Below are 22,068 nucleotides of genomic sequence, written 5' to 3'. Positions count from 1 at the left end.
GAAATGCGGGAGTGGCTCAGTGGTAGAGCGTCACCTTGCCAAGGTGAACGTCGCGAGTTCGAATCTCGTCTTCCGCTCCATTTAAGCTCCGATTTTATCGGAGCTTTTTTCATATTGTTGATAAAGTGTTCAGAATGTGCAAAATATTATTTTTATATTTTACACTTTAACTTATATAAATTTATCAAATATATTTTTCAGTAATTCAATATCATCATCTTCCGCACCGGCATAGCCTATGATGATTGAATTGCTTTTTTTATTTTCTGTCATATAATAATCGTCCATATCGTAAAGTTTCACGTCACATTTTAGAGCATACTCTATTATTTCCTTTGCCTTATCCGTTTTAACGACTATATGAAGTCCGACTCTTTCACCGCTTATATCTGCGTTACCGAGCGACTGGATAATCTTATCGCGTCTTTTTTTATAGATATTTTTCACTCTGCTCAAATGTCTTGAATAGTACCCTCCCGAAATAAATTTATTTAACGTATGCTGTTCAAAACGCGGAACGGTTGACGAATATGTACCGAAATGCTTGTCGAATTTTTCAAGCAATTTTTTCGGAAGTACCATATATGCAATTCTGATTGACGGTGCAAGAACTCTTGAAAATGTGCTTAAATACACAACTCTGTCACTGTTTGCAAGTCCCTGCATTGCGGGAACAGGCTTAATCGAAAAATTAAACTCGCTGTTATAATCGTCTTCAATTATATATCTGTCCTCCCCTTCTTCCGCCCACGAAAGAAGTTCCATTCTACGCCATACATGCATAACAGCACCTGTCGGAAATTGGTGTGACGGTGTTACGTACACTATATCCGAATCTGTTTGTTTTAAACAATCCGTACAAAGTCCGTTTTCATCTACGTCTATATAATTTATTTTTCTGTTGTTGTTTCTGAGTATTGCCGATATTTTTTTATAACCGGGATTTTCAACGGCAAACACTTTATCTCTGTCAAAAAGTTCTGTAAGGAGCATTGTCAAATACTCAATACCCGCACCGACCACAATCTGCATAGGCGAACATTTTACTCCGCGAAATTCGTGCAAGTATTTCGCAATACTCTCTCGCAATTCATAATCGCCCTTTACATTTCCGGAATTAAGGTACTCCGGTGTTGAGTACATAACCTCCTTTGAAAGCTTTATCCAAGTCGAATACGGAAACGAATTTATATCGACTTTATTTGTCTTAAAATCCGCCTTATATGCCGTTACACTCTCTTGTTCTTCTTCATATTCAAAGTTTCTGTCACCAACGGGAATATCAACCTTGCAAACATAAAAACCACTCCTTGCAACCGCTCTTAAATACCCCTCCTGTACCAAAATCGAATATGCTGTTTCAACGGTATTTACGCTTATTCCGAGATATTTTGCCAGTGCTTTTTTTGACGGCATACGCTCATTTTCTTTAATATTTTTATTTTTTATTTCATCTGCGACATACGAATAAAGCTGTTCGTAAAGCGGTTTTTTGGACGCTTTATCGGCTGTAAAAATAAAGTTAAACATAATCTGACCCCATAAAAAACTTGTATTTTGGCACTTTTAATAGTGTCAATCGGTGGTATAATTATAACCAATCCCAGGGAAAAAGTCAACATACGGCTGATTTATTTAAGCCGAGCAGAAAGGAATGTTAATAACTATGTCAACACAAATGGAACTAAACAGAAACCTTGCCCAAATGCTAAAGGGCGGAGTAATTATGGACGTAACAACACCTGAACAAGCTAAAATTGCCGAGGAGGCAGGCGCTTGTGCTGTAATGGCTCTTGAACGTATCCCTGCCGATATTCGTGCCGCAGGCGGTGTGTCAAGAATGAGCGACCCTAAAATGATTAAGGGTATTCAAGACGCAGTTTCAATCCCTGTTATGGCGAAGTGCCGTATCGGTCACTTTGCAGAGGCAAGAATTTTGCAAGCAATCAAAATTGACTACATAGACGAAAGCGAAGTGCTTTCACCTGCCGACGACAAGTACCACATCAACAAGAACGATTTTAAAGTACCTTTCGTATGCGGTGCAAAGGATTTGGGTGAGGCACTAAGACGTATAAACGAAGGTGCGGCTATGATAAGAACAAAGGGTGAACCGGGTACAGGTGACGTTGTTCAGGCAGTACGTCATATGAGAATGATGATGTCTGAAATCAGACGTATTCAAAATATGTCGGAAGACGAACTTTATGAGGCTGCAAAGCAACTTCAAGTGCCTTACAACCTTGTTGAATATGTTCACGAAAACGGTAAATTGCCTGTTGTAAACTTTGCCGCAGGCGGTGTTGCAACACCTGCCGACGCCGCACTTATGATGCATCTCGGTGCAGAGGGTGTATTCGTAGGCTCGGGTATATTCAAGTCAGGCAACCCTGCAAAAAGAGCGTCTGCCATTGTTCAAGCCGTTACAAATTACACTGACGACAAACTTCTTGCAGAGCTTTCAGAGGATCTTGGCGAAGCAATGGTCGGCATAAACGAAAACGAAATTGCACTACTTATGGCGGAGCGTGGTAAATAATGAAAATCGGTATACTTGCACTTCAAGGTGCATTTATTGAACACAAATATTCGCTTGACGCACTTGGTGCGGAATCATTTGAAATACGTCAAAAAAAAGACATTGAAAAACCGTTTGACGGTCTTATTATCCCAGGCGGAGAAAGTACGGTAATCGGCAAACTTCTTCACAAGCTCGATTTATATGAGCCGATTAAAAATATGATTGAAAACGGTATGCCTGTTTTCGGTACTTGTGCCGGACTTATCGTTCTTGCGAAAAATATTGAGGGCGAACAGGCACACATAGGTACTATGGATATTACCGTAAGACGCAACGCATATGGCAAGCAAATCGACAGTTTTTCCGAAGAAGTCGTTATCCCCGAAGTATCGGATAAACCGTTTCCTCTTGTATTTATCCGTGCGCCGTGGATTGACAGTGTCGGCGATAACGTAAAAATTTTGTGTAAGCTGAACGGTCATATAGTTGCCGCAAGAGAAAACAATATGCTTGTAACTTCGTTCCACCCCGAACTTACAAAAAATCTTGATTTTCACAAATATTTCATAAATATGATAAAATAGCAAAAATCCCGATGACATAATTCATCGGGATTTTTATAATACTAATACTGCTCCAAACTAAATTTGAGCAGAAAGGTTTTGATGTTATGAAAAGAAAATATCCGAATCACGTTATTTTCCGTAACAGTAATTTTGACTTTGACGTATGCAATGCCATATCCGCAACTGACTGTACCGGGCTTATTCCGTGGGCACCGAACAGCGAAGAGCAGCTTGACGCTTATGACGAAATTATAAACTACTCACCCGAAAGTGCAAACATCTACAACTACGACAAATAGCAGACAAACATTTTATAATCGTCTTCTCCGACCGAATACTCTTTAAAGCAATACGTTTTACCGTCATACCTGATTGTATCGGAAAGCACCGAAAAGCTGTCTAGCGGAATTGTAAGTCCGGTACCGATTGCCTTGACAAAGCTTTCTTTCTTTGTCCACACCTCAAAAAACGCATTGTTTTTATCGGCTGAACAATTTATATATTCGGTTTCTTCCGCCGTAAAAAATCGTTTTGCCAAATTCATATCACATTCTCGCAAGTGTTGTATGTCAATGCCAACATCTTTGTTATGTACGGCACATACCGCATATCCGCCGGAATGTGATAGATTTACATACAAATCCTTGTTTTGCGTTAAGTAAAGTTTTCCGCCGTTTTCTGTGTCCCACTTTACCGTTTTTTTTATATCACCGTTTACCGCATAATTTAGCAGCAGTTCCGCACCTATTGACTGTGATTTTTTATTTGCCTTTTTTAACCTATTGACTTTTTCAATTCGTTTTTGCGACAAATACTTAAACCATTTTTCATCATCGGCATTTATGCTTTTGACGTTCATATAATATACTTTCATATTTTCAGACTTCCCAAAACTTCGCCTATAGGCTCGCTTATAACAAGGTCGGCATTTTTATCGGCAGAAGTGGCGGCTTTATTGATAATAACAAGTTTACTGCCTTTGAAGTAATTTATAAACCCTGCCGCAGGATATACGTTAAGTGATGTACCTCCGATTATAAGTACGTCCGCATTGCTGATATACTGCACCGATTTTGTGATTGTATCGTCATTTAACATTTCTTCGTACAGCACAACATCAGGCTTGATTATACCCCCACATTCACATTTCGGCACACCCTTGCTGCTTTCAATATAATCAATATCGTACGATTTTCCGCAATCCATACAGTAGTTTCTAAGAGTCGAACCGTGAAGTTCAAGCACATTTTTACTGCCTGCCATTTGATGAAGTCCGTCTATGTTCTGTGTTATAACCGCTTTCAGTTTTCCTTTTTCTTCAAGTTTTGCAAGTGCAATATGTGCCTTGTTCGGCTTAACACCTTTTACAATCAGCTTGTCACGATAAAATTTGTAAAATTCCTCCGTATTATTCATAAAAAACGTATGACTTAAAATAGTTTCAGGCGGATAATCGTACTTCATATTATAAAGTCCGTCAACACTTCTGAAATCCGGTATACCGCTTTCGGTTGACACACCTGCACCGCCGAAAAATACAATATTGTCACTTGAATCAATTATCTCTTGTAAAGTCATTGCAATCATCTCCTAAAACATGCTCTCAGTTTATGTCGCCTATCTCATACATTGTCATTGCCAAAACCGCCTCACCGGCTGTTTCCGTGCGTAGTATTCTCTTACCGAGCGTTACTGTATCGATACCGCTTGAATGAAGTTTTTCGGTTTCGCTTAAATCAAAACCGCCCTCCGGACCTATGACAAATCCCACCGACTTAACGTCACTTTTTGAAGTTAAAATCTCTTTCAGTGTTTTCTGTTCTTCACATTCGTACGGCACAAAAAACAAATCAAATTCTTTTGATTTTTCAATCACTTCATTGATAGTCATAAATTCAGACACTGTCGGAACAATACCCCTTCCCGACTGTTTCGCCGCCGATTCGGCAATCTTTTGCCAACGGTCAATTTTCTTTTTCTCGTCCTTTTTATTGTCTATTTTCACAACACATCTTGAAAGTTTCACAGGCACAATTTCGGATATGCCAAGCTCCGTTGTTTTCTGAATGATGTACTCCATTTTGGACGCTTTTGGAAGTGCCTGAAAAAGTGTAACCTTTATATTCGGCTCTGTTTCGCTCTTTTGTCTTGATACGATATTCAAAAGAATTTTCTTAGGCTCTATCGTATCGATTTGAGCGTCATAATCCGTTCCCTGTCCGTCACACACCGTAACATTATCACCTTTTTCAAGACGGAGTACCCTTGAAATATGAGTTACGTCCTCGCTGTCTATTATAATTTGATTATCTGATATTTTATCTTGTGTTACAAAAAATTTAGGCATTTTCAAAAATCCTTTCAAAATTTCTATGACTTATTTTCTCTGCTTGTTCTTCAGTATATCCTCTTGCAAGCAGTCTGTCAAATATTTTATACATATCTTCAACACCGCTTATACCTTCGGGCAGACAGTCAACGCCGTCAAAATCCGCACCGATACCGATATTATCCTCACCGCCAAGCTCCATAAAATGCTCAATATGCTTTACAATATCGTCAATACCGCATTTATCTCTGTTCGTTAAAAACGGCGGATAAAAATTCACTCCGACGCAACCGCCGCTGTTTTTAATAATTTTAAATTGTTCGTCTGTTAAATTTCTTTTATGGGGACATATAAAGTCCGAGCAAGAATGTGTTGCGACAATCGGCATTTTTGTTACCTTTGCAATATCGTAAAATGACTTTCTGTTAAGGTGTGAAACGTCTATAAGCATACCGATTTTATTCATTTCCGCCACAACCTTTTTCCCGAAATCGGTCAGTCCTCTGTTTTCGTCACTTTCCAACGCACCCGAAGCAATATGATTTGAATAGTTCCATGTTAGTGCCGCGATTTTTACGCCGAGCCTGTGATAATTGCGAAGTGCCGAAAGTGAATATATCCCCTCTCCGCCCTCAATGCTTAAAACAGCTTTAACATTCTGCGGTAGATTTTGCGTGTGCGTGTGGAATGTATCTGTTAAATTCATTGTTCGCTCCGCACCGCACGTCTTATATATCGGATCTATAAAGCAAGCAAAAACTTGCGTATAGCTTTTATATTCCGACATTCTTTTTAAATCAACATGACAGTCATTTTCATTAAGGCTTTTACCGTCATCACGCACGCAACACAATGTATCGCAATGTGTGTCAAATACGGAATAGTTGTTTTTAGTGTCCCTATTCATTTTAGTGTCCCCTTATTAAAAAGCATTTTCAATATGATTAACTTTAACAAGAAATAATTCTCCGTTTTTCTCCTCATAAAATACTTCTATCACATCAAATCGCATATCGGTATTTTCCACATCTGCATAAACCATTGCGGCTTTTTTCACCCGTTCCTGCTTTTTGCGGTCAACATATTCGCTCGGCTCACCGAATAAATTACTCTTTCTCGTCTTTACTTCCACAAAAACAAGTCCGCCGTCCTTTGCGGCGATAATATCAATTTCGCCGAATTTCAAACGGTAATTTCTTTCAAGGATTAAGTAATCCATTTCAACAAGATAATCCTCTGCCGCCTTTTCTCCGAAATCTCCTATTTCCTTTGTCGTCATAATCATTCTCCCAATAATTTTCTTAAAAATGTTCTTCTGTGTATCGGACACGGACCGTATTTTAAAATAGCCTCATTGTGTGCCTTTGTGCCGTAACCCTTATGCTTTTCAAAGCCGTACTCGGGATACTTTTCCGCCATTTGACATATAAATCTGTCACGGCTCACTTTTGCCAAAATAGACGCCGCCGCTATTGAAATACTCTTACTGTCACCCTTTACAACCGTTTCGTGCGGTATTTCCATTCCGCTTATTCTGTTACCGTCTATAAGCACAAAATCGGGTGCAGTGCTTAGTCCGTTTACCGCACCGTTCATTGCCTCGTACGTTGCGTTTAAAATATTTATTTCGTCAATTCGTTTTTCGTCCACACTGAATATATTATATGCGATTGCCTTTTCGGTTATTTCTTCAAACAATTCTTCTCTCTTTTTTTCGGAAAGTTTTTTTGAATCATTTATTCCTTTGATTATAATGTCATTCGGAAGTATAACCGCCGCCGCATATACAGGGCCGGCAAGCGGACCTCTTCCTGCCTCGTCAACTCCCGCAACAACCGTATATCCGTTATCGCGGCAATTATGTTCATACTCATACATCGCCTTTACGCGTGCAATTTCTTCTTCCTCTGTAAGTTTCTTTCTCGGCATATTTTTTCTCCTGATTTCTATTTACCTCTACCAATTTAATATTAAATGTGTTATACTGATATTAAATACACGGAGGTGATTTTTTATGTTGTATCAAAGGGAAATTAACGATCCCGTTTTAATACAATTTATTATTCTTTATACATTAAATCAAGCAAAAGATTATGTTCCGTACAATAATCTTATAAACCTTGTTCTTGATAATTGTAACATTAATTTTCAAGATTTTCAAGTCGCACTTGATAATCTCGAACATACACATCACGTTAAAACCTTTCTTGAAAGTGAACACAACGAAAAATATAAAATAACAAAAAAAGGTATGAATGCAAGTGACCTTTACACTCCAAACATACCTGTTTACATAAAAGAACCTATTGATAATTCTATCAATGAGCTTTTCAATACCGAAAAAGTCCGTAATTCCGTACGCAGTAAGATTACCCGTATACGCAAAAACGAATACAGCGTCGAATGTGAGCTTTACGACGATGACGACACCAACCTTTTAAAGCTTTCACTATATGCCGGCTCGCGTGAAGAGGCAGAACGTATGGCTGTGTATTTCAAGAATGAGCCGAATATCGTTTACGAAACAATTCTTACTGCTTTTAACGAGGAATTACATCATATTAGCGAAGATTGACGCTGATATGACAGTCATAAGTCCTGCAACCGCAACCGAAAGGCTGCTCATTGCGCCCTCGATTTCACCGATTTCAAGAGCCTTTGTTGTACCGATTGCGTGGGACGCAGTTCCTATCGCAAGACCTTTTGCAACAGGCTCTTTTATTCTGAAAATTTTCAAAACCGCCTCAGCGATTATATTGCCGAGTACTCCTGTTATGATAATTACCGCAACGGTTATTGTCTGTATTCCGCCGAGTTCTTCACTCACGCCCATTCCTATTGCCGTTGTGATTGATTTCGGCAAAAGCGTTACATACTGTTCATGCGTAAGTCCGAAAAAATACGACATCAAAAGTATACTTCCCATACTTGCCAAAACTCCCGCAAGTATGCCTATAAACACTTCCTTTGCGTGTTCTTTAAGCACGGATATTTGACGGTATAGCGGTATTGCAAGGCAGACCGTTGCAGGTGTTAAAAGATAGCTTATATACTTTGCACCGCTGTTATATGTTTCATAATCAATGTGAAATATCTTTATAACCGCGATTACAAAGATTATTGATACAAGCAACGGATTTAAAACCGAAATTTTCTTTCTTAAAAATATTCCTATCAAATATCCCACAACGCTGATTACCGCACCGAAGAATATGCTGTCTGTCATTATATTATTCATCTTTTTTGCCCTCTTTCTTCTTGCCTGTTTTCATAATCAATTCAGTCGCTTTGCCCGTAACCGCCATAACCACGATTGTCGATATGATTGTTATAACGACAACCGGCAACATCATATCTTTCAAATCGCCCCAAGCCGTTACAAGTCCGACGCCGCCCGGAATAAACATAAGCGGCATTATTTCAATAAGAAAGTCCGAAGTTCTTTCAACGTGTTCAAGCTTTACAACCTTTGTACACAAAAGTATAAGCATTATTATAAGTCCGTATATGCTCGCAGGTACGGGAATAGGTATAAAATAATGCAACAATTCTCCGACAAATGTAACAACCAATATTATAAATAATTGATAAATGTATTTCATAAAAATTCACTCCTACCGTGTTCAAATAAAAAAGGAATACTTCATCAGCATCCCCTTTGGTTTACATCATCATACGTTATTATGTCGTTTATATCACGAATAGCCTCAAGGTGTTCTCTGCACGCTTTCTTTGCACAATCAAGATTAAGTGTTTTATAATTTCCGCACTCAATCTCACTCGCTCCGAAAACTTCGCCGTCGTGTTTAATTGTCTTTGCCAAAATATCTTTTACCGTTTCAAGAACTTTTTCTTTCGGAACCACATCGCGTACAAGCAAGTAAAAACCTGTTTGACAGCCCATAGGACCGAAATATAATACTTCATTCTTTATATCAGAATTTCTTACGAACGTTGCAAGCATATGCTCAATCGTGTGCATTGTCACATTATCAAGCACCGTTCCGCTGTTCGGTTTACAAAAACGTAAATCGTATGTCACTATATCTACATCAACTCTTGATACATAAATTCCCACACCGAGTTTCCTGTGGTCAACTTGAAAGCTCTTTATTTTATTCACTGTAATTTTCCTCCGTTTATGCTGTTTAAAAGTTCAAGTATAATCTTGATTGAATTTGCCGCTGCCATTTTTACAAATTCGGGATAATCCATATGTGAATCGTCGTTTGCGCCGTCCGATATTGCACGCAGTACACCGAAAGGCACACCGTTCATATAACAAACGTGTCCGATACTTGCTCCCTCCATTTCAGCGGCAATAGCACCGAAATTATCTTTTATTCTATCTCTTTGTTCCTGTTTGCTGATGAATTGGTCGCCCGAAGCAATAACACCTCTTTTTGATGTTATTGTGCCTACCTTGCTTACTGCCTGCTCCATTAAATCGGCAAGCTTTTTGTCACAAGGTATATTGACAAGATTAATGCCCGAAATCAAGCCGACAGGGTCACCTATCGGTGATGTGTCCATATCGTGTTCAACAACGCTGTCCGCAACGGCTATGTCGCCGATTTTAAATTCGTCCGAAAGTCCTCCGGCAACACCCACGTTTATCATAATGTCAGGCGAATACTTAAGTATCATAGTCTGTGAGCAGACCGCCGCATTTACCTTGCCGACTCCCGCAACCGCAACAACCGTTTCCACGCCGTTAATATTGCCTTTATAAAAATCAATGGTGCTGATTGTTTCCACCACTGCATTGTCCATAAGTCCTTTTAATGCCTGAACCTCAAGGTCCATTGCACCTATTATTCCAACAAGCATATATGTCCCTCCTAACTTTCTATCTATTATATAACTAATAAAATTGCCTGTCAATTTATGTTCTGTACAAATAATTACTCTTTTTTGCTTTATCCTTTGACATTCGGCAAAAAAAGTTGTATAATGATATGACGTTAGGAGAGATTATATGGATTTTGTAGCTATTGACTTTGAAACCGCCACATCAAATTATACAAGCGTATGCAGTCTTGGTATATGTGTGGTGGAAAACAACAAGATAACTGACAGAAAAGAAATTCTTATTAAACCTGAACCGTTTGAGTTTAATGATTATAATATAAAAATTCACGGAATTACACCTGATATGGTTGTGAACAAGCCTACACTTGCGGATTATTGGGATAAGTTAAAGCCGTACCTTGACCACAAAACAGTTATTGCACATAATGCAGGTTTTGATGTCGGTGCACTTTGTGCGACTTTGGAACATTTTAATATACCGTTCCCGACTTTTGATTATTTGTGTACGGTGAAATTGTCGCAAAAAGCATATCCCGAACTTCCGAGTCATAAATTAAATAATCTTTGTGACGCACTCGGTATTCATTTTCATCATCACCGTGCTTATGATGACGCATATGCCTGTGCTGCAGTTATGGTTAGAATACTTGAAGATTACAGTCTTTTGAACCTTGATGAAGTTGAGGAATGTTTTGAAATGGAAATCGGTCACCTTACTCCGGATACTCATTTGAAGTGTAAAAAGAATAAGAAGAAACAAAAGAAAAATTCAAAAAAAGCCGTCAATGAATGACGGCTTTTTTGATGTTAAATTGTTGTTCGACACCCCTCAGTCGTTTCACGACAGCTCCCCTCAAGGGGGCGCCTTAAAAGCCTCTCCTTGAGGAGAGGTGGCACGAAGTGACGGAGTGGCGGCAAAAAGGACGCCGAGGCACTGTCCCCTACGAAGTGAATGCGATTTTTGGGCGACCGATGATCGCCCCTACGAATTGCATATTTTTTTGTATCAGCCACACTTACAATCGGCTCCACTTGAGGGGAGCTGACGGCGGAGCCGTCTGAGGGGTGGCAAGAGGGACTCGGGGTGCCGTTCCCTACGAAGTGTATGCGATTTTCGGGCGACCGATGATCGCCCCTACGAATTGCATATTTTTTTGTATCAGCCACACTTACAATCGGCTCCCCTTGAGGGGAGCTGACGGCGGAACCGTCTGAGGGGTGGCAAGAGGGACGTCGTGGTACCGTCCCTTATGAAGTAAATGCGGTTATAATCTACCATACAAGCAACTCTCTCTGTTCTCCTACTTCAATTCTTTAATTTTAAATTCACCGTTTTCATATATCATATACGTATGCGGATTACCGCCTTTGGGAATTGAAACAGAACCCGGATTTAAGTATGTAAAATCGCCCATATCCTCATTCGCCAAGATATGTGTATGACCGTTCACAAGATAATCGCCTTTTTTTATCGGAGGCAAATTATTCGGATTGTATTTGTGTCCGTGAGTCAAATACAATGTTTTTCCGTCAACGAATATAACTGCATAATCGGCAAGTACGGGAAATTCAAGCACCATTTGGTCTACTTCCGTATCGCAGTTACCTCTTACACAAAGTATCTCGTTTTTAATGCCGTTTAAAAGTTCAATAACCTTGTTCGGTGCGTAATCTTTCGGCAAATCGTTTCTCGGTCCGTGATAGAGTATATCGCCGAGCAAAATCAACTTTTCTGCTTTTTCCTCTCTGTATGCCTCAACTGTTTTTTGGGCATAGTAGTACGAACCGTGTATATCTGACGCAAACATTAACTTCATATTCATTTCTCCTAATCATGTAATTTTATCGGATCAAATCCCAAGTAATCTCCCGAAACAAGTTTATATTCAATTCCGTTTATTGTCCCCTCAACAGCGTTTCTGTGAGCCGCCGCGTGAAGATGACCGTAGATACACTTTGTTACAGGGTACTTTTTCATCATTTGTACAAATTCATTTTCCTTAAGCGAAACAGGCATTGGCGGATAGTGCGTGAACACATATATTTCATTACATTCCTTTACACTGTTTAATGACAATTCAAGTCTTAAAACTTCCCTATCGAATATTTTTCTGTCCTCACCGCCGAAATTATCCCAACCCGGATTTATCCAACCGCGAGTACCGCAAATTGCAACGTCCTCATACATAAACGAATTATTCTGTAAAAATTCTATATCATCAAAACCACACTCTGCGGTAAACTCACGCAATTTATTCATTGTCGTCCACCAATAATCGTGATTGCCTTTAAGCAAAATCTTTTTACCGTTTAATTTATGCAAATATTCAAAATCTTTTACACTCTGTTCAAGATACGTTGCCCACGAAAAATCACCCGGTAAAACAACAACGTCGTTTTCCTTTACGACCGACTGCCAATTATCCGCCAGACGTTCAACGTAATTTTCCCAAGCCTTACCGAATATATCCATCGGCTTGTCTATTCCGAGCGGAAGGTGTAAATCCGCAATAGTATATAATGCCATACATTTTCTCCTTAAAATTTATGATTACTATTATACCGCAAATTCTAAAATAAAGCAAGAAAAAGGTGTTCCTTTCGGAACACCTTTTCAGGGTCATGTTATATTATTCTGCAACAGTTTTTACAACCGTGTGAACACCGTTTATGTTACCCGACAGCTTAATCTGCATTCCTGCCTCATAAGCCGGAATTGTCAATGCGTTATCGGCAATATCTGCCGCTGTAATCTGTGTAAAGTATAGAATATCTTCACTCTTTACATCTGTTTCGTCAGCGTCTTTCTTCAGTGCCAGAACAACAACTTTTGCACCTGTATCGAATACAGGAATGTTTGCAACATTTACCGATGTGCCGTTCTTAGCCGCTGTCATATTTTCATCAACTGCTGTTTCTCCATCTGATGACAACTTTGTAAGAACAAATGCGTTAAACTTATCATTTACCTTATCAAATGTATCCGGTAAATCCAAAGACATTGTCACCTTATTTGCACCGATTGTAAGTTGATCGCCGTATGCTTTCTTTAATGCGATTGATGTAAGTGCGCCGAGATTATTATATGTTGCCGCAACGAATGTAACTTCATCACTGTAGTTAAAGTTCTTTGTAACATCAATTCTCTTAAACTTAGTCTTATCCTCATCTTCAAAACCAAACTTATTGATTTCAAATATATCCGACGACTTAATTGTAAGTTTCTTGCTGTCATTCATACCGCCGCTTGTTGATGATACTCTTACATATACATCTTGAGCGTCTGCCATTGCGTCAATGTTAATCTTACCTGACGCATCAATAGTAATCTTGTCACTGCCCAAAGGATATTTGTTTTCTGCATCATAAATATCATACTTAATCAAGTTTGAATTTAGATAAGGGAATTCAATACCCTTTCTTGACGCCTTTGTTGATGCCTGTGCGCTGCCGCCTGCAAGAACTGTCTGTGCGTCAACTGACAATGTCAGTTTATCAGGAGCTACGTTAAAGCTCATTACGTTATCTACGCAAGTACCTGCACTGATGTTGATATGATTTGCAGGGCTTTCTGCAAGATTACGAAGCGCACAAGTCAAGATGTACGGTGTGCCTTCCGCACCTGTTTGAGGATTTATTTTCTTACCGTTTTCGTCATACTTATAAACTGTCATTACTGCATAAGCATTTGCGTTACCTGTTGAACACATAACCTGTACATTGTACCAAGAATCCTTATCAACAGTCATTGATCCGACTGTCTTGTTACTTGCACCAAGTGCATTCAATGTTGTGCCGGAGCTTGAAAGCTGTAAACCAAGCTTACCCTTATCGTTACTGAATACTGTCCAGCCGGCACCGTCCTTTGCGAACTTCATATCAGCCGAGTAAATAACGTCTGCTGATGTATTTGCAGGAAATCCTACAAAATCATAAGCGGCTGTTACATTGTAATAACCCGAACCGTCCCATGAACCTTCTTCAAGAGTTGCACCTGAAACGTATTCTTCACATGCATTTGATGAAACGTATGTATCTGTGTACTTATCTTCATTACCTGTGTTCATATTTGCAGGAAGTATCTGTACTTTAACAGTACCTTGAACACTGCCCGACTTATTTGTACCTCTTACTGTGATTGTTTGAGGTACTGCGTCTTCTGTAACGCTTAGTACACCGTCATTTGTGATTGTGATATTTTTGTTGTTTAATGCTCTTAGATTTGCCTCGTTGCAAATAATGTACTTCAAGTCACCGTCACCCGGTGTTACTGTAGCGCCGCCAAGTGATGCAACTGCTGTAATCTGTGTATTTTCACCTACTCTTACTGTTGCTTTATCAGCTGACAGAGTAAGTGTATCGTATGTATCTGTTGATGTGTCAACCGCGTCTACATCAATAGTCTTTGACGCATATACGCCGTTTGTCGCTGTTGCACGAACTGTAATCTTTTGTTTTGACGCATTTGCACCGATTGTAAGCAATCCGCTTTCTGATATTGTTATGTTTTCATCATTCAGAACTGCGTCATTTGCCTCGTTATATACTGCCCATGTTACAGCAGGCGCTGTGATGTATTGGTCAAGTCTTGTTGCACCGTAAGTAAACAACATTGTTTCACCGGCTTTGATTGTATCGCTTGAGCTGTCAAGTGAAATTGTATCTGCACCAAGATTATACAGTGCTATATTATCAACACTTGTATTTGCAAGTATGTTTAGATGTGACACACCGTTTCCGTTAGATGCTGCCATATTTCTAAGAGGCATACCCGTAACCTTTTGTACAAATGTCTTTGTGCCGTCTGAATTGTACTTCCATACATACATATCAACATTTGCGTCAGCCGCACTGTAACGTCCTACAAGTGCGATATGATACCATGTATTTGTATCTGCACCAATCTTTGTATCTGTATAATCCTTGCCTCCTCTTTGCATTTGAATTGTACCGTTTCTGAATACAACCGCACCTGCAACCTTCTTATCACCTTTATCTTCCGGTGTAAATCCTGCACCGTCTGCATCAAATCTTACGTCAAGTGAAAGCATTACGTCAGCCTTTGTATTGGCCGGATATGCACATTCACTTTCAAGACAATATTCACCGTACTTATTATTGCCGTATGAACCTGTCTTAATATACTTTGTTCCGTCAGGAGCACCGTTTTCGATTGTTGCGGCTACAACTTTATCACCCGTGATTGATGTAAGTGTACTTGATTCACCGTTCATTGACGCTGCCAAAGTATCAAGATTTTGAGGTGTACCTACTGTTGAATCGTCCGCAAACAATCCCACAATACCGTCCACGATTGAATTCTTAACACTTGACAGACTCAAAAGTGCATTATCGCCGTCATCTTCTTTGCTGAACAATGCTGTTGTGTCTGCTTTTTCGCTTTCGCCGATTACAACCGGTTTGCAAATCGGTGTAGCCATATCGCTTTTCCATAGCATAATCTTCATATTGTCTGTTGTTACAAAGCTTGATGATACAGGATAATCATTATATGCACCACTCTTATCAAGTGTAACTTTCTTTGTATCAATGATCTTTAGAGTCTTGTCTGGGTTATAGCTTGCGAATATCAGGTTTGCATTTTCAATAGCGTCTACAGCCGTAACTCTTGCTGTACCGTTAGCATATTCAAGAACTGCATTTGGAGCATTTTCTGCGTTGTATATTACGTTAGCAGTCTTTGTATTTGTGTTCATATTGTAACTTACACCGTCAAGGTAGCCAAGTACAGCACCTATATCCGATACAAGTTCACCGTCTTTATACTCAATCTGAGCATTTAACAGGTTCTTGTCAGCACCCTTATTTACAAACAAAGTTGTTGAACCGTTTTGAATATCAATTTGTGTGTAACCGTCTTTCAAACCGCCTGTGATTGAAACAATCGGCAAGCTACCGTCTGTGTATGACGGAACGTCACCCTCTGTTTGAATTGTGTATTCAATATTCGGATTGACTTTCTTCAAAGCCTCCAAAGTCTTGATTGAGTCACACAATACGCCTGTTGTTGTATCAGGTCTGTAAGGTGATTTTGTATATCCTGTTATTGTTGTGCCGTTAAGCTTCATTTCATACTTATCAACATCTTCGTCAGGGTCGATTGTGTATGTATTGCCGTTATCTGAGAAATCAGCAGTTGCACTGCTGCCAAGCGTCTTTAGTGACGGAACTGTTTGTTGAATTACCTGTGCAACGTCGCCTTGTGCAAATGTACGTTGCATTTTTGTTGTCAAACCGCCTGTCATATTAAGGTCGTCTGTTGAGTTGATTGTAGCCGTTACAGGCGCTTGACCTTCAAGAGATGCTGATAGAGTAATTGCACCTGCATTTCTTGTTGAACGAACAAATATTCTGTTTGTACCACATTCTGCATAGCAGTAATCAGTGTTGTTTGTTGTAATCTTGTCGCCTATACCGCTGTTGTAACCGCCAAGAAGAACACCTTCACCGTTTAATGAAAGATTAATCTTGTCATATGCAAGCGGACAAGTGTTTCCGTCTTTATCTACTACTGCAACGTCAAAGTATGCAATATCACTGCCGTCTGCGATAAGTCCGTCAGGACCTGCAACAGGAGTAATCTTCAATGTTGTTGCCTCGCCTGTTGTTGAGATATAGTCTTCTGCAACGACTTCATCTCTTGCGTCATATGCAACAGCCTTAACTGTACCCGATTCTGTTACATCAATACCTGAGAATGAATATATAAATGTGCTGTCAGGCTTTGTTGATGTACCCTTTAGCTTATCATTAACGTAAAGTTCAACCTTTGAAAGACCTGCCGAACCGATAACGTAAACTGTCTTGTTCTTAGGATCACGTTTGCCGTATTCGCCTGTTTCTTCCCAATATGTACCGTTGTATGACTTTAGCGGATAGTTGTATGTATCGTCGCTAAGCTGCGGATAATTCCAGTGACCTACGATATGCAATTTAGGTGTCGTTGACTGAATTGTCTGCATTGTATAGAATACGTCTTTCTTTATTCTTACAGGGTCAACCTTACCTGATGTACGGCAGTTTTCACTACCTGTGTTTCTGTTATGCATATTTGAGTCTGACCATACCATCATAGCCGCAGCCGAATAGTAGTCATTACCTGATAAACCACCTACACGGTCTGAATAAAATTCATTGTAAGCTCTTGCGTCTACCAATGAAAAATCTTCCGATGTAAGGTCGTGTATATCGTAACCGTCCGTCTTTGACGCACCTGCACCAAGCCACTTATTTCTGTAATCATAGTCAGGTGGTGAGAAGTCATCCCATACACGTCTCGGAGCCTCTTCACGGGCATATTCTGTTTCCATAATAGGAACGTACTTCTTTATAGCCGCCATTGATGCCTTTGCATTGCTTGCATGTCTGTTAAGCATTGTGCCGACATAATCAGCCGCTTGAATTTGGTCTGTTGATGAAATTGTACGGCAACCGCAGAATCTTTCACCGTTAGGGTCAAGAGTATTCTTTAGGTCTGTCATTTCCTGTTGGTGTGCCGCTGTAACTGCGTTGTTACCTGTTTCCCAGAAAATTACCGATGGCGAGTTTCTAAAATAAATCATTGCGTCACGCATTGCCTCAACACGCTGATCCCATGCTCTTCCGTCAACGTCAGCCTCTTTATCACCAGCCGGACACGCCGATACTACACCGTACTTATCACCCGAACGAATTTGTGACGGCTTCGGCGCAACGTGCATCCAACGGATAAAGTTTGAATTTGATTCCTTGATCCATTGCATATCAAGGTCTTGCAACCAATCGTTTGCCACACCGATTACAGCCCACTCATTTGTTGAACGCTGTGCGTAACCTGTAAGCCATACAGGCTGGTCGTTAATCTTCAGACCGCCGTCGTTTATATCATATTCAACCTTGCGGAAACCTGTTGTTGTCTTTTGAACGTCAAGTACATTTCCTTCGCTGTCCTTTAGGACTGTATATACGTCATATAAGTTTGGAGAATCAGGACTCCAGAACTTCATATCTTCACATTTTGCACTTGCAACAATTTTTGTTACATCAACAGTTTCTGTGCTTGTTGCCGCAGGGTTATCGTCATAAGCGTCGTCAGGTACTGTTGTCATAAAGTGAGAATCTGCACCTGTATCTTTTGCTGTCTTAACTGATGTTGCGTCACTTTTAAATGAATATCTCAAATAAGGTTGCTTTGTATGATCTGCGTCAGCATCTGTTGAGTCCTTGTTAGGGTCAACCATTTCAACGACATTTACTTCCAAAGTAACGTCCTTATCTGCATCTTCATTTCTTACTTCGCCCTCAACTGTGATTGTTGCCGACTTTCCTCTTATATCAAAGTCTGTCGCATAAATATAGTTACCTTTTGTTTTAAGGTTATTGTATAGCGGCAAAGTCTGATAAGTCTTACCCTTTGCGTAAAGGATTACGTCACCTGTGATACCGCCTTGAACTTCGTTGAAGTCCTTTGTGTTCCATTGATAACCGTTACCGTCTGCCGCACCCGGTTCACTGCCCGGTTTTGTTTCTTTTGTTACCTTTGTTGTGTCAGACTGACCTCTGTCAGCCGCGTTATCTGTCGCAACTGCTATAAGGTTGTCTTGACCCGGTTTAACATAGTCTGTAATATCAAAGCCTGTTGCCGCGATACCTGCCTCATAGTAACCGACTATTTCGCCGTTTACATATAGGTAAACAGAGTTTCTTACTGCCTCAAATTCAAGGAAAAGTTTCTTTCCTGCATCTGATTCAGGGATTGTTATATGCTTTCTGTAAAACATAAAACCTCTGTAAAGTCCTGCCTCACCGGCATCGTAACAAGCACCGTCGAATGAATCTTCCGCGTTTATCGGATGCGGTACACTGACCGTATCCCAATCGCTGTCATCATAATCTGCATCGTAAAAGTTCTTTCCGTCTTTTGCGACGCTTGCCGATGCCTTAGCAAGCGGATATTCACTTCCGTCTGCCGCTTTTTTGAACTTCCAGTCGACGTTCATATTATATGTAACCGCCGGACTTTCCGGTTCTTCGTATACAGCAGAAGTTAGTTCTTCGTCTGCAAAAACCGGAACTGCCGCTAATGACAACATCATCTGTAATGCCAACAGCAGTGAACAAAAAATACTTATTTTTTTCTTCATTTCTCATTTCCTCCTCTTTTATATGCTTTAACGATTGATTTAATTATATCAAATTTTAAACATTAAAGAATTGCATATCTTGTTTTAAATATTGCAAAAATTGCTTTTCTTTGTGATAACTGTACATCTTGTATATTTTAATATTGTTTTTTTGTGCATTTTTACATACAAAAAAAGCAGTAACCATAGATTACTGCTCTTAAAATATCGTTATTTTGCAAAAGTTGTTTTACATTCTGTAAACTTCTTCAGGTGAAACAACCGTTACATTTTCGTCTTTAAGCACTTCAAGTGCCTTTTCGGGATTTTCAACACGAACAATTACAAGTGCACCCTTATCGCTCTTGCCGATAAATGCGTACATATATTCAATAGAAATACCTGCATTTTTAAGTTTTTCAATTTCACCTGCAAGTCCGCCCGGTTTATCAGCAACCGCAAGTGCAATAACGTCCGTAACCTTTACGACAAGATTATTGCTCTTTAGAATTTCAGCCGCTTTATCCGGATCGTTTACAATCATTCTCACAATACCGAAATCAGTAGTATCCGCAATCGACAATGCACTGATGTCGATACCATTCTTTCCTATTACATTAAGTATATCCGAAAGTCTGCCCGATTTATTTTCCACAAAAACAGATATTTGTTTAATCAGTTTCATAGCTTTTACCTCCCTATTAATCGTGAAGTTTACGGTTATCTATAACTCTCTTTGCCTTACCCTCACTTCTTGTGATGGTTTTCGGTTCAACAAGTGTTACCTTTGCGCCAAGTCCCAACGTACTGCGTAATTTTGCAACGATATTCTTTTCAATCGCCGCAACAGACTTAACATCATCAGAAAGCATGCCCTCCGACATTTCAACTTGTACTTCAAGAGTATCTGTGTTATTTTCTCTGCCGACAATAATCTGATAGTTAGGAGTAATATCGCCGCCGATTTTCAAAAGTACTTCTTCAATCTGTGACGGGAATACGTTTACACCTCTTATAATAAGCATATCGTCGGTTCTTCCTGCAGGTTTCTTCATTCTTACAAGTGTTCTGCCACATTCGCATTTTTCATAATCAAGTACGCACAAGTCACGCGTTCTGTAACGCATCATTGGCATACCCTCTTTTGTAATCGTTGTGAAAACAAGTTCACCGAATGAGCCCGGAGGAAGTACTTCTTCCGTATCAGGGTCGATAATTTCAGGAATAAACATATCTTCACAAACGTGCATGCCATTTTGAGCAGAACATTCATAAGATACACCAGGGCCTGTGATTTCGGTAAGTCCGTATACGTCATATGCCTTTATACCAAGCGACTGCTCAATCTGATGACGCATATCTTCCGTCCAAGGCTCTGCACCGAATATACCTGCTTTTAGACTAAGTTGGTCTTTAACGCCCATTTCGTTTATTGTTTCGCCAAGATACATTGCGTATGACGGAGTACAGCAAAGGTGAGTTGCACCGAGTTCAATCATAAGTCTGATTTGTCTTTCGGTGTTACCCGATGATGTAGGGATTGTCATAGCACCGATTCTTTCAGAACCGCCGTGTGCACCCAAACCGCCTGTGAACAAGCCGTAACCGTATGACACCTGGACAACCGAATTTTCATCGCCGCCTGCTGCCGCAATCTGTCTTGCCATACAGTCTGCCCACATATCAAGGTCGTTTCTTGTATAACCGGCTACAATCTGTCTGCCTGTTGTACCCGACGATGCGTGTATTCTTACAATATCCTTTTTGTCTGCCGCAAAAAGCTCAAACGGATAATAATCTCTCAAGTCCTGCTTTGTTGTAAAAGGCAACTTTGCAAGATCTTTAAGTTCTTTTATATCCTCAGGCTTTACACCCTTTTTATCCATTCTTTCTCTGTACATCGGAACATTTTCATAAACATTCTTTACCTGTTTTTGAAGTCTTTCAAGCTGAAGTTTTTCAAGCTCGTTTCTGTCCATTGTTTCAATTTCCGGCTGATACATTCCCATTGGGTACATCTCCTTTACTTTTTCTTTTTGTTTCTTATAAGCACTGCCGCTATAACAGCCCAAATAACAATAATTGCGACTGTCCAACCTATATAGGTAGTGAATAAATCATGTAGAGTTTTAATCAATAATTGCACTTTTTACTCCTTAAAGTTCATATCCAAGTTCAAACGCTTTAATATTGACATCAAGGAATTTTTCCGGAACAGTTTCCTTTATAACGTCAATCCAAACATTTTTATCTACGTCCATACTCTTTGCCAAAAGTCCGATTAAAACTACGTTTACAGCCTTGATTGTACCTGCCTTTTCCGCAAGAGAAAGTGCGTCAACAGCCTGCAAATTAATCTTTGCACTAAGTTTTTCTTCAATATTCTCAGGATATTCCATAGCACCTGTGATTACAGGCATAGGATTCATTTTTTGAGTATTGGCAATCATCTTACCGCCTTTTTTCAAATAAGGCAAAGCACGCATAGCCTCAAGCATTTCAAATGCCAAAATCAAATCCGCCTCACCGCGGTCTATAATAGGTGAATAAACCTTATCACCATACTTTACATATGTAACAACACTGCCGCCGCGTTGGCTCATACCGTGAACCTCGCTGACTTTAACGTCATAACCCTCTTTAATTGCAACCTTACCAAGTATACGGCTTGCAAGAAGTGTACCTTGTCCGCCGACACCGACTATCATTATGTTCATT

Annotated in this window: 23 protein-coding genes and 1 tRNA gene; 6 read left to right on the top strand and 18 right to left on the bottom strand. The window is 39.8% G+C overall.

Annotated features, from left to right (window positions below; genetic code table 11):
- The first annotated feature begins 5 nt into the window (after positions 1 to 5).
- Positions 6 to 80: transfer RNA gene (locus LKE05_RS01850), tRNA-Gly, on the top strand.
- A gap of 91 nt (positions 81 to 171) precedes the next feature.
- Here LKE05_RS01850 and pdxR read toward each other — a convergent pair.
- A complete protein-coding gene (gene pdxR / locus LKE05_RS01845; RefSeq protein WP_308455750.1) occupies positions 172 to 1,530 on the bottom strand; it encodes a MocR-like pyridoxine biosynthesis transcription factor PdxR in 1,359 nt (452 codons plus the stop codon).
- A 136-nt stretch (positions 1,531 to 1,666) separates the two neighbouring features.
- On the opposite strand from pdxR, the gene pdxS reads away from it, so the two are divergent.
- The 3 genes from pdxS to LKE05_RS01830 all read left to right on the top strand — a co-directional run bounded on the left by pdxS (position 1,667) and on the right by LKE05_RS01830 (position 3,386).
- Positions 1,667 to 2,539, top strand: a complete 873-nt coding sequence (pdxS, locus tag LKE05_RS01840; protein ID WP_022229529.1) for a pyridoxal 5'-phosphate synthase lyase subunit PdxS — start codon at positions 1,667 to 1,669, stop codon at positions 2,537 to 2,539.
- Positions 2,539 to 3,105: a pyridoxal 5'-phosphate synthase glutaminase subunit PdxT gene (gene pdxT, locus LKE05_RS01835; RefSeq protein WP_308455749.1), complete on the top strand. Its 567-nt coding sequence runs from the start codon at positions 2,539 to 2,541 to the stop codon at positions 3,103 to 3,105. Before pdxS ends, pdxT begins: the two co-directional genes overlap by 1 nt.
- Before the next feature lie 86 nt (positions 3,106 to 3,191).
- Positions 3,192 to 3,386, top strand: coding sequence for a hypothetical protein (locus tag LKE05_RS01830; protein WP_022229531.1), 195 nt, complete (start codon positions 3,192 to 3,194; stop codon positions 3,384 to 3,386).
- On the opposite strand, the gene LKE05_RS01825 is transcribed toward LKE05_RS01830, so the two are convergent.
- The 6 genes from LKE05_RS01825 to rnhB are packed head-to-tail and all read right to left on the bottom strand — an operon-like array spanning position 3,374 to position 7,345.
- Positions 3,374 to 3,961 carry a 4'-phosphopantetheinyl transferase family protein gene (locus tag LKE05_RS01825; RefSeq protein WP_308455748.1) on the bottom strand — a complete coding sequence of 196 codons (588 nt, stop codon included), beginning with the start codon at positions 3,959 to 3,961 and terminating at the stop codon, positions 3,374 to 3,376. The genes LKE05_RS01830 and LKE05_RS01825 overlap by 13 nt on opposite strands.
- Complete coding sequence (locus LKE05_RS01820; protein WP_308455747.1) at positions 3,958 to 4,665, bottom strand: NAD-dependent protein deacylase; 708 nt, start codon at positions 4,663 to 4,665, stop codon at positions 3,958 to 3,960. Before LKE05_RS01820 ends, LKE05_RS01825 begins: the two co-directional genes overlap by 4 nt.
- Positions 4,666 to 4,690: 25 nt before the next feature.
- Positions 4,691 to 5,434, bottom strand: a complete 744-nt coding sequence (locus LKE05_RS01815) for a 16S rRNA (uracil(1498)-N(3))-methyltransferase (RefSeq protein WP_308455746.1) — start codon at positions 5,432 to 5,434, stop codon at positions 4,691 to 4,693.
- Entirely contained in the window at positions 5,427 to 6,323 is an 897-nt protein-coding gene (locus tag LKE05_RS01810; protein ID WP_308455745.1) for a dipeptidase, read from the bottom strand. Before LKE05_RS01810 ends, LKE05_RS01815 begins: the two co-directional genes overlap by 8 nt.
- A 15-nt stretch (positions 6,324 to 6,338) precedes the next feature.
- Positions 6,339 to 6,695: a YraN family protein gene (locus LKE05_RS01805; protein WP_117965449.1), complete on the bottom strand. Its 357-nt coding sequence runs from the start codon at positions 6,693 to 6,695 to the stop codon at positions 6,339 to 6,341.
- A 2-nt stretch (positions 6,696 to 6,697) separates the two neighbouring features.
- Positions 6,698 to 7,345 (bottom strand): ribonuclease HII, encoded by a 648-nt coding sequence (gene rnhB / locus LKE05_RS01800; RefSeq protein ID WP_022228935.1) that lies wholly within the window; start codon positions 7,343 to 7,345, stop codon positions 6,698 to 6,700.
- 85 nt (positions 7,346 to 7,430) lie between these two features.
- Between rnhB and LKE05_RS01795 the strand changes: the two genes are divergently transcribed.
- Entirely contained in the window at positions 7,431 to 7,991 is a 561-nt protein-coding gene (locus LKE05_RS01795; protein WP_118445778.1) for a DUF4364 family protein, read from the top strand.
- Here the strand turns inward: LKE05_RS01795 and LKE05_RS01790 are convergent.
- The 4 genes from LKE05_RS01790 to LKE05_RS01775 are packed head-to-tail and all read right to left on the bottom strand — an operon-like array spanning position 7,968 to position 10,246.
- The gene (locus tag LKE05_RS01790; protein ID WP_308455744.1) at positions 7,968 to 8,654 is read right to left on the bottom strand and encodes an LrgB family protein; all 687 of its coding nucleotides are present in this window, start codon (positions 8,652 to 8,654) and stop codon (positions 7,968 to 7,970) included. The genes LKE05_RS01795 and LKE05_RS01790 overlap by 24 nt on opposite strands.
- Positions 8,647 to 9,018, bottom strand: a complete 372-nt coding sequence (locus LKE05_RS01785) for a CidA/LrgA family protein (RefSeq protein ID WP_022228938.1) — start codon at positions 9,016 to 9,018, stop codon at positions 8,647 to 8,649. The genes LKE05_RS01790 and LKE05_RS01785 overlap by 8 nt, the downstream gene beginning before the upstream one ends.
- 44 nt (positions 9,019 to 9,062) lie before the next feature.
- Positions 9,063 to 9,539, bottom strand: coding sequence for an S-ribosylhomocysteine lyase (locus LKE05_RS01780; RefSeq protein ID WP_308455743.1), 477 nt, complete (start codon positions 9,537 to 9,539; stop codon positions 9,063 to 9,065).
- Positions 9,536 to 10,246 (bottom strand): 5'-methylthioadenosine/adenosylhomocysteine nucleosidase, encoded by a 711-nt coding sequence (locus LKE05_RS01775; RefSeq protein WP_147514626.1) that lies wholly within the window; start codon positions 10,244 to 10,246, stop codon positions 9,536 to 9,538. Before LKE05_RS01775 ends, LKE05_RS01780 begins: the two co-directional genes overlap by 4 nt.
- A gap of 148 nt (positions 10,247 to 10,394) precedes the next feature.
- Here LKE05_RS01775 and LKE05_RS01770 point away from each other — a divergent pair, with 148 nt between their 5' ends.
- A complete protein-coding gene (locus tag LKE05_RS01770; protein ID WP_022228941.1) occupies positions 10,395 to 11,021 on the top strand; it encodes a 3'-5' exonuclease in 627 nt (208 codons plus the stop codon).
- Positions 11,022 to 11,529: 508 nt separating this feature from the next.
- Here LKE05_RS01770 and yfcE read toward each other — a convergent pair.
- The 7 genes from yfcE to LKE05_RS01735 all read right to left on the bottom strand — a co-directional run bounded on the left by yfcE (position 11,530) and on the right by LKE05_RS01735 (position 22,067).
- The gene (yfcE, locus tag LKE05_RS01765; RefSeq protein ID WP_308455742.1) at positions 11,530 to 12,045 is read right to left on the bottom strand and encodes a phosphodiesterase; all 516 of its coding nucleotides are present in this window, start codon (positions 12,043 to 12,045) and stop codon (positions 11,530 to 11,532) included.
- A gap of 11 nt (positions 12,046 to 12,056) precedes the next feature.
- Positions 12,057 to 12,755 carry a metallophosphoesterase gene (locus LKE05_RS01760; RefSeq protein ID WP_308455741.1) on the bottom strand — a complete coding sequence of 233 codons (699 nt, stop codon included), beginning with the start codon at positions 12,753 to 12,755 and terminating at the stop codon, positions 12,057 to 12,059.
- A 103-nt stretch (positions 12,756 to 12,858) separates the two neighbouring features.
- Entirely contained in the window at positions 12,859 to 19,371 is a 6,513-nt protein-coding gene (locus LKE05_RS01755) for a glycoside hydrolase family 2 protein (protein WP_308455740.1), read from the bottom strand.
- A 229-nt stretch (positions 19,372 to 19,600) separates the two neighbouring features.
- Positions 19,601 to 20,035 carry an ACT domain-containing protein gene (locus tag LKE05_RS01750; RefSeq protein WP_022229942.1) on the bottom strand — a complete coding sequence of 145 codons (435 nt, stop codon included), beginning with the start codon at positions 20,033 to 20,035 and terminating at the stop codon, positions 19,601 to 19,603.
- A gap of 16 nt (positions 20,036 to 20,051) precedes the next feature.
- A complete protein-coding gene (locus LKE05_RS01745) occupies positions 20,052 to 21,359 on the bottom strand; it encodes a phenylacetate--CoA ligase family protein (protein WP_308455739.1) in 1,308 nt (435 codons plus the stop codon).
- A gap of 14 nt (positions 21,360 to 21,373) precedes the next feature.
- The gene (locus LKE05_RS01740; RefSeq protein ID WP_308455738.1) at positions 21,374 to 21,496 is read right to left on the bottom strand and encodes a hypothetical protein; all 123 of its coding nucleotides are present in this window, start codon (positions 21,494 to 21,496) and stop codon (positions 21,374 to 21,376) included.
- Between the two features lie 10 nt (positions 21,497 to 21,506).
- Positions 21,507 to 22,067, bottom strand: a complete 561-nt coding sequence (locus tag LKE05_RS01735) for an indolepyruvate oxidoreductase subunit beta (protein WP_022229940.1) — start codon at positions 22,065 to 22,067, stop codon at positions 21,507 to 21,509.
- Position 22,068: the final 1 nt, after the last annotated feature.

Source organism: Hominilimicola fabiformis (assembly GCF_020687385.1).
GTDB lineage: Bacteria > Bacillota > Clostridia > UBA1381 > UBA1381 > Hominilimicola > Hominilimicola fabiformis.
This window is presented reverse-complemented; position numbering and strand designations above follow the sequence as displayed.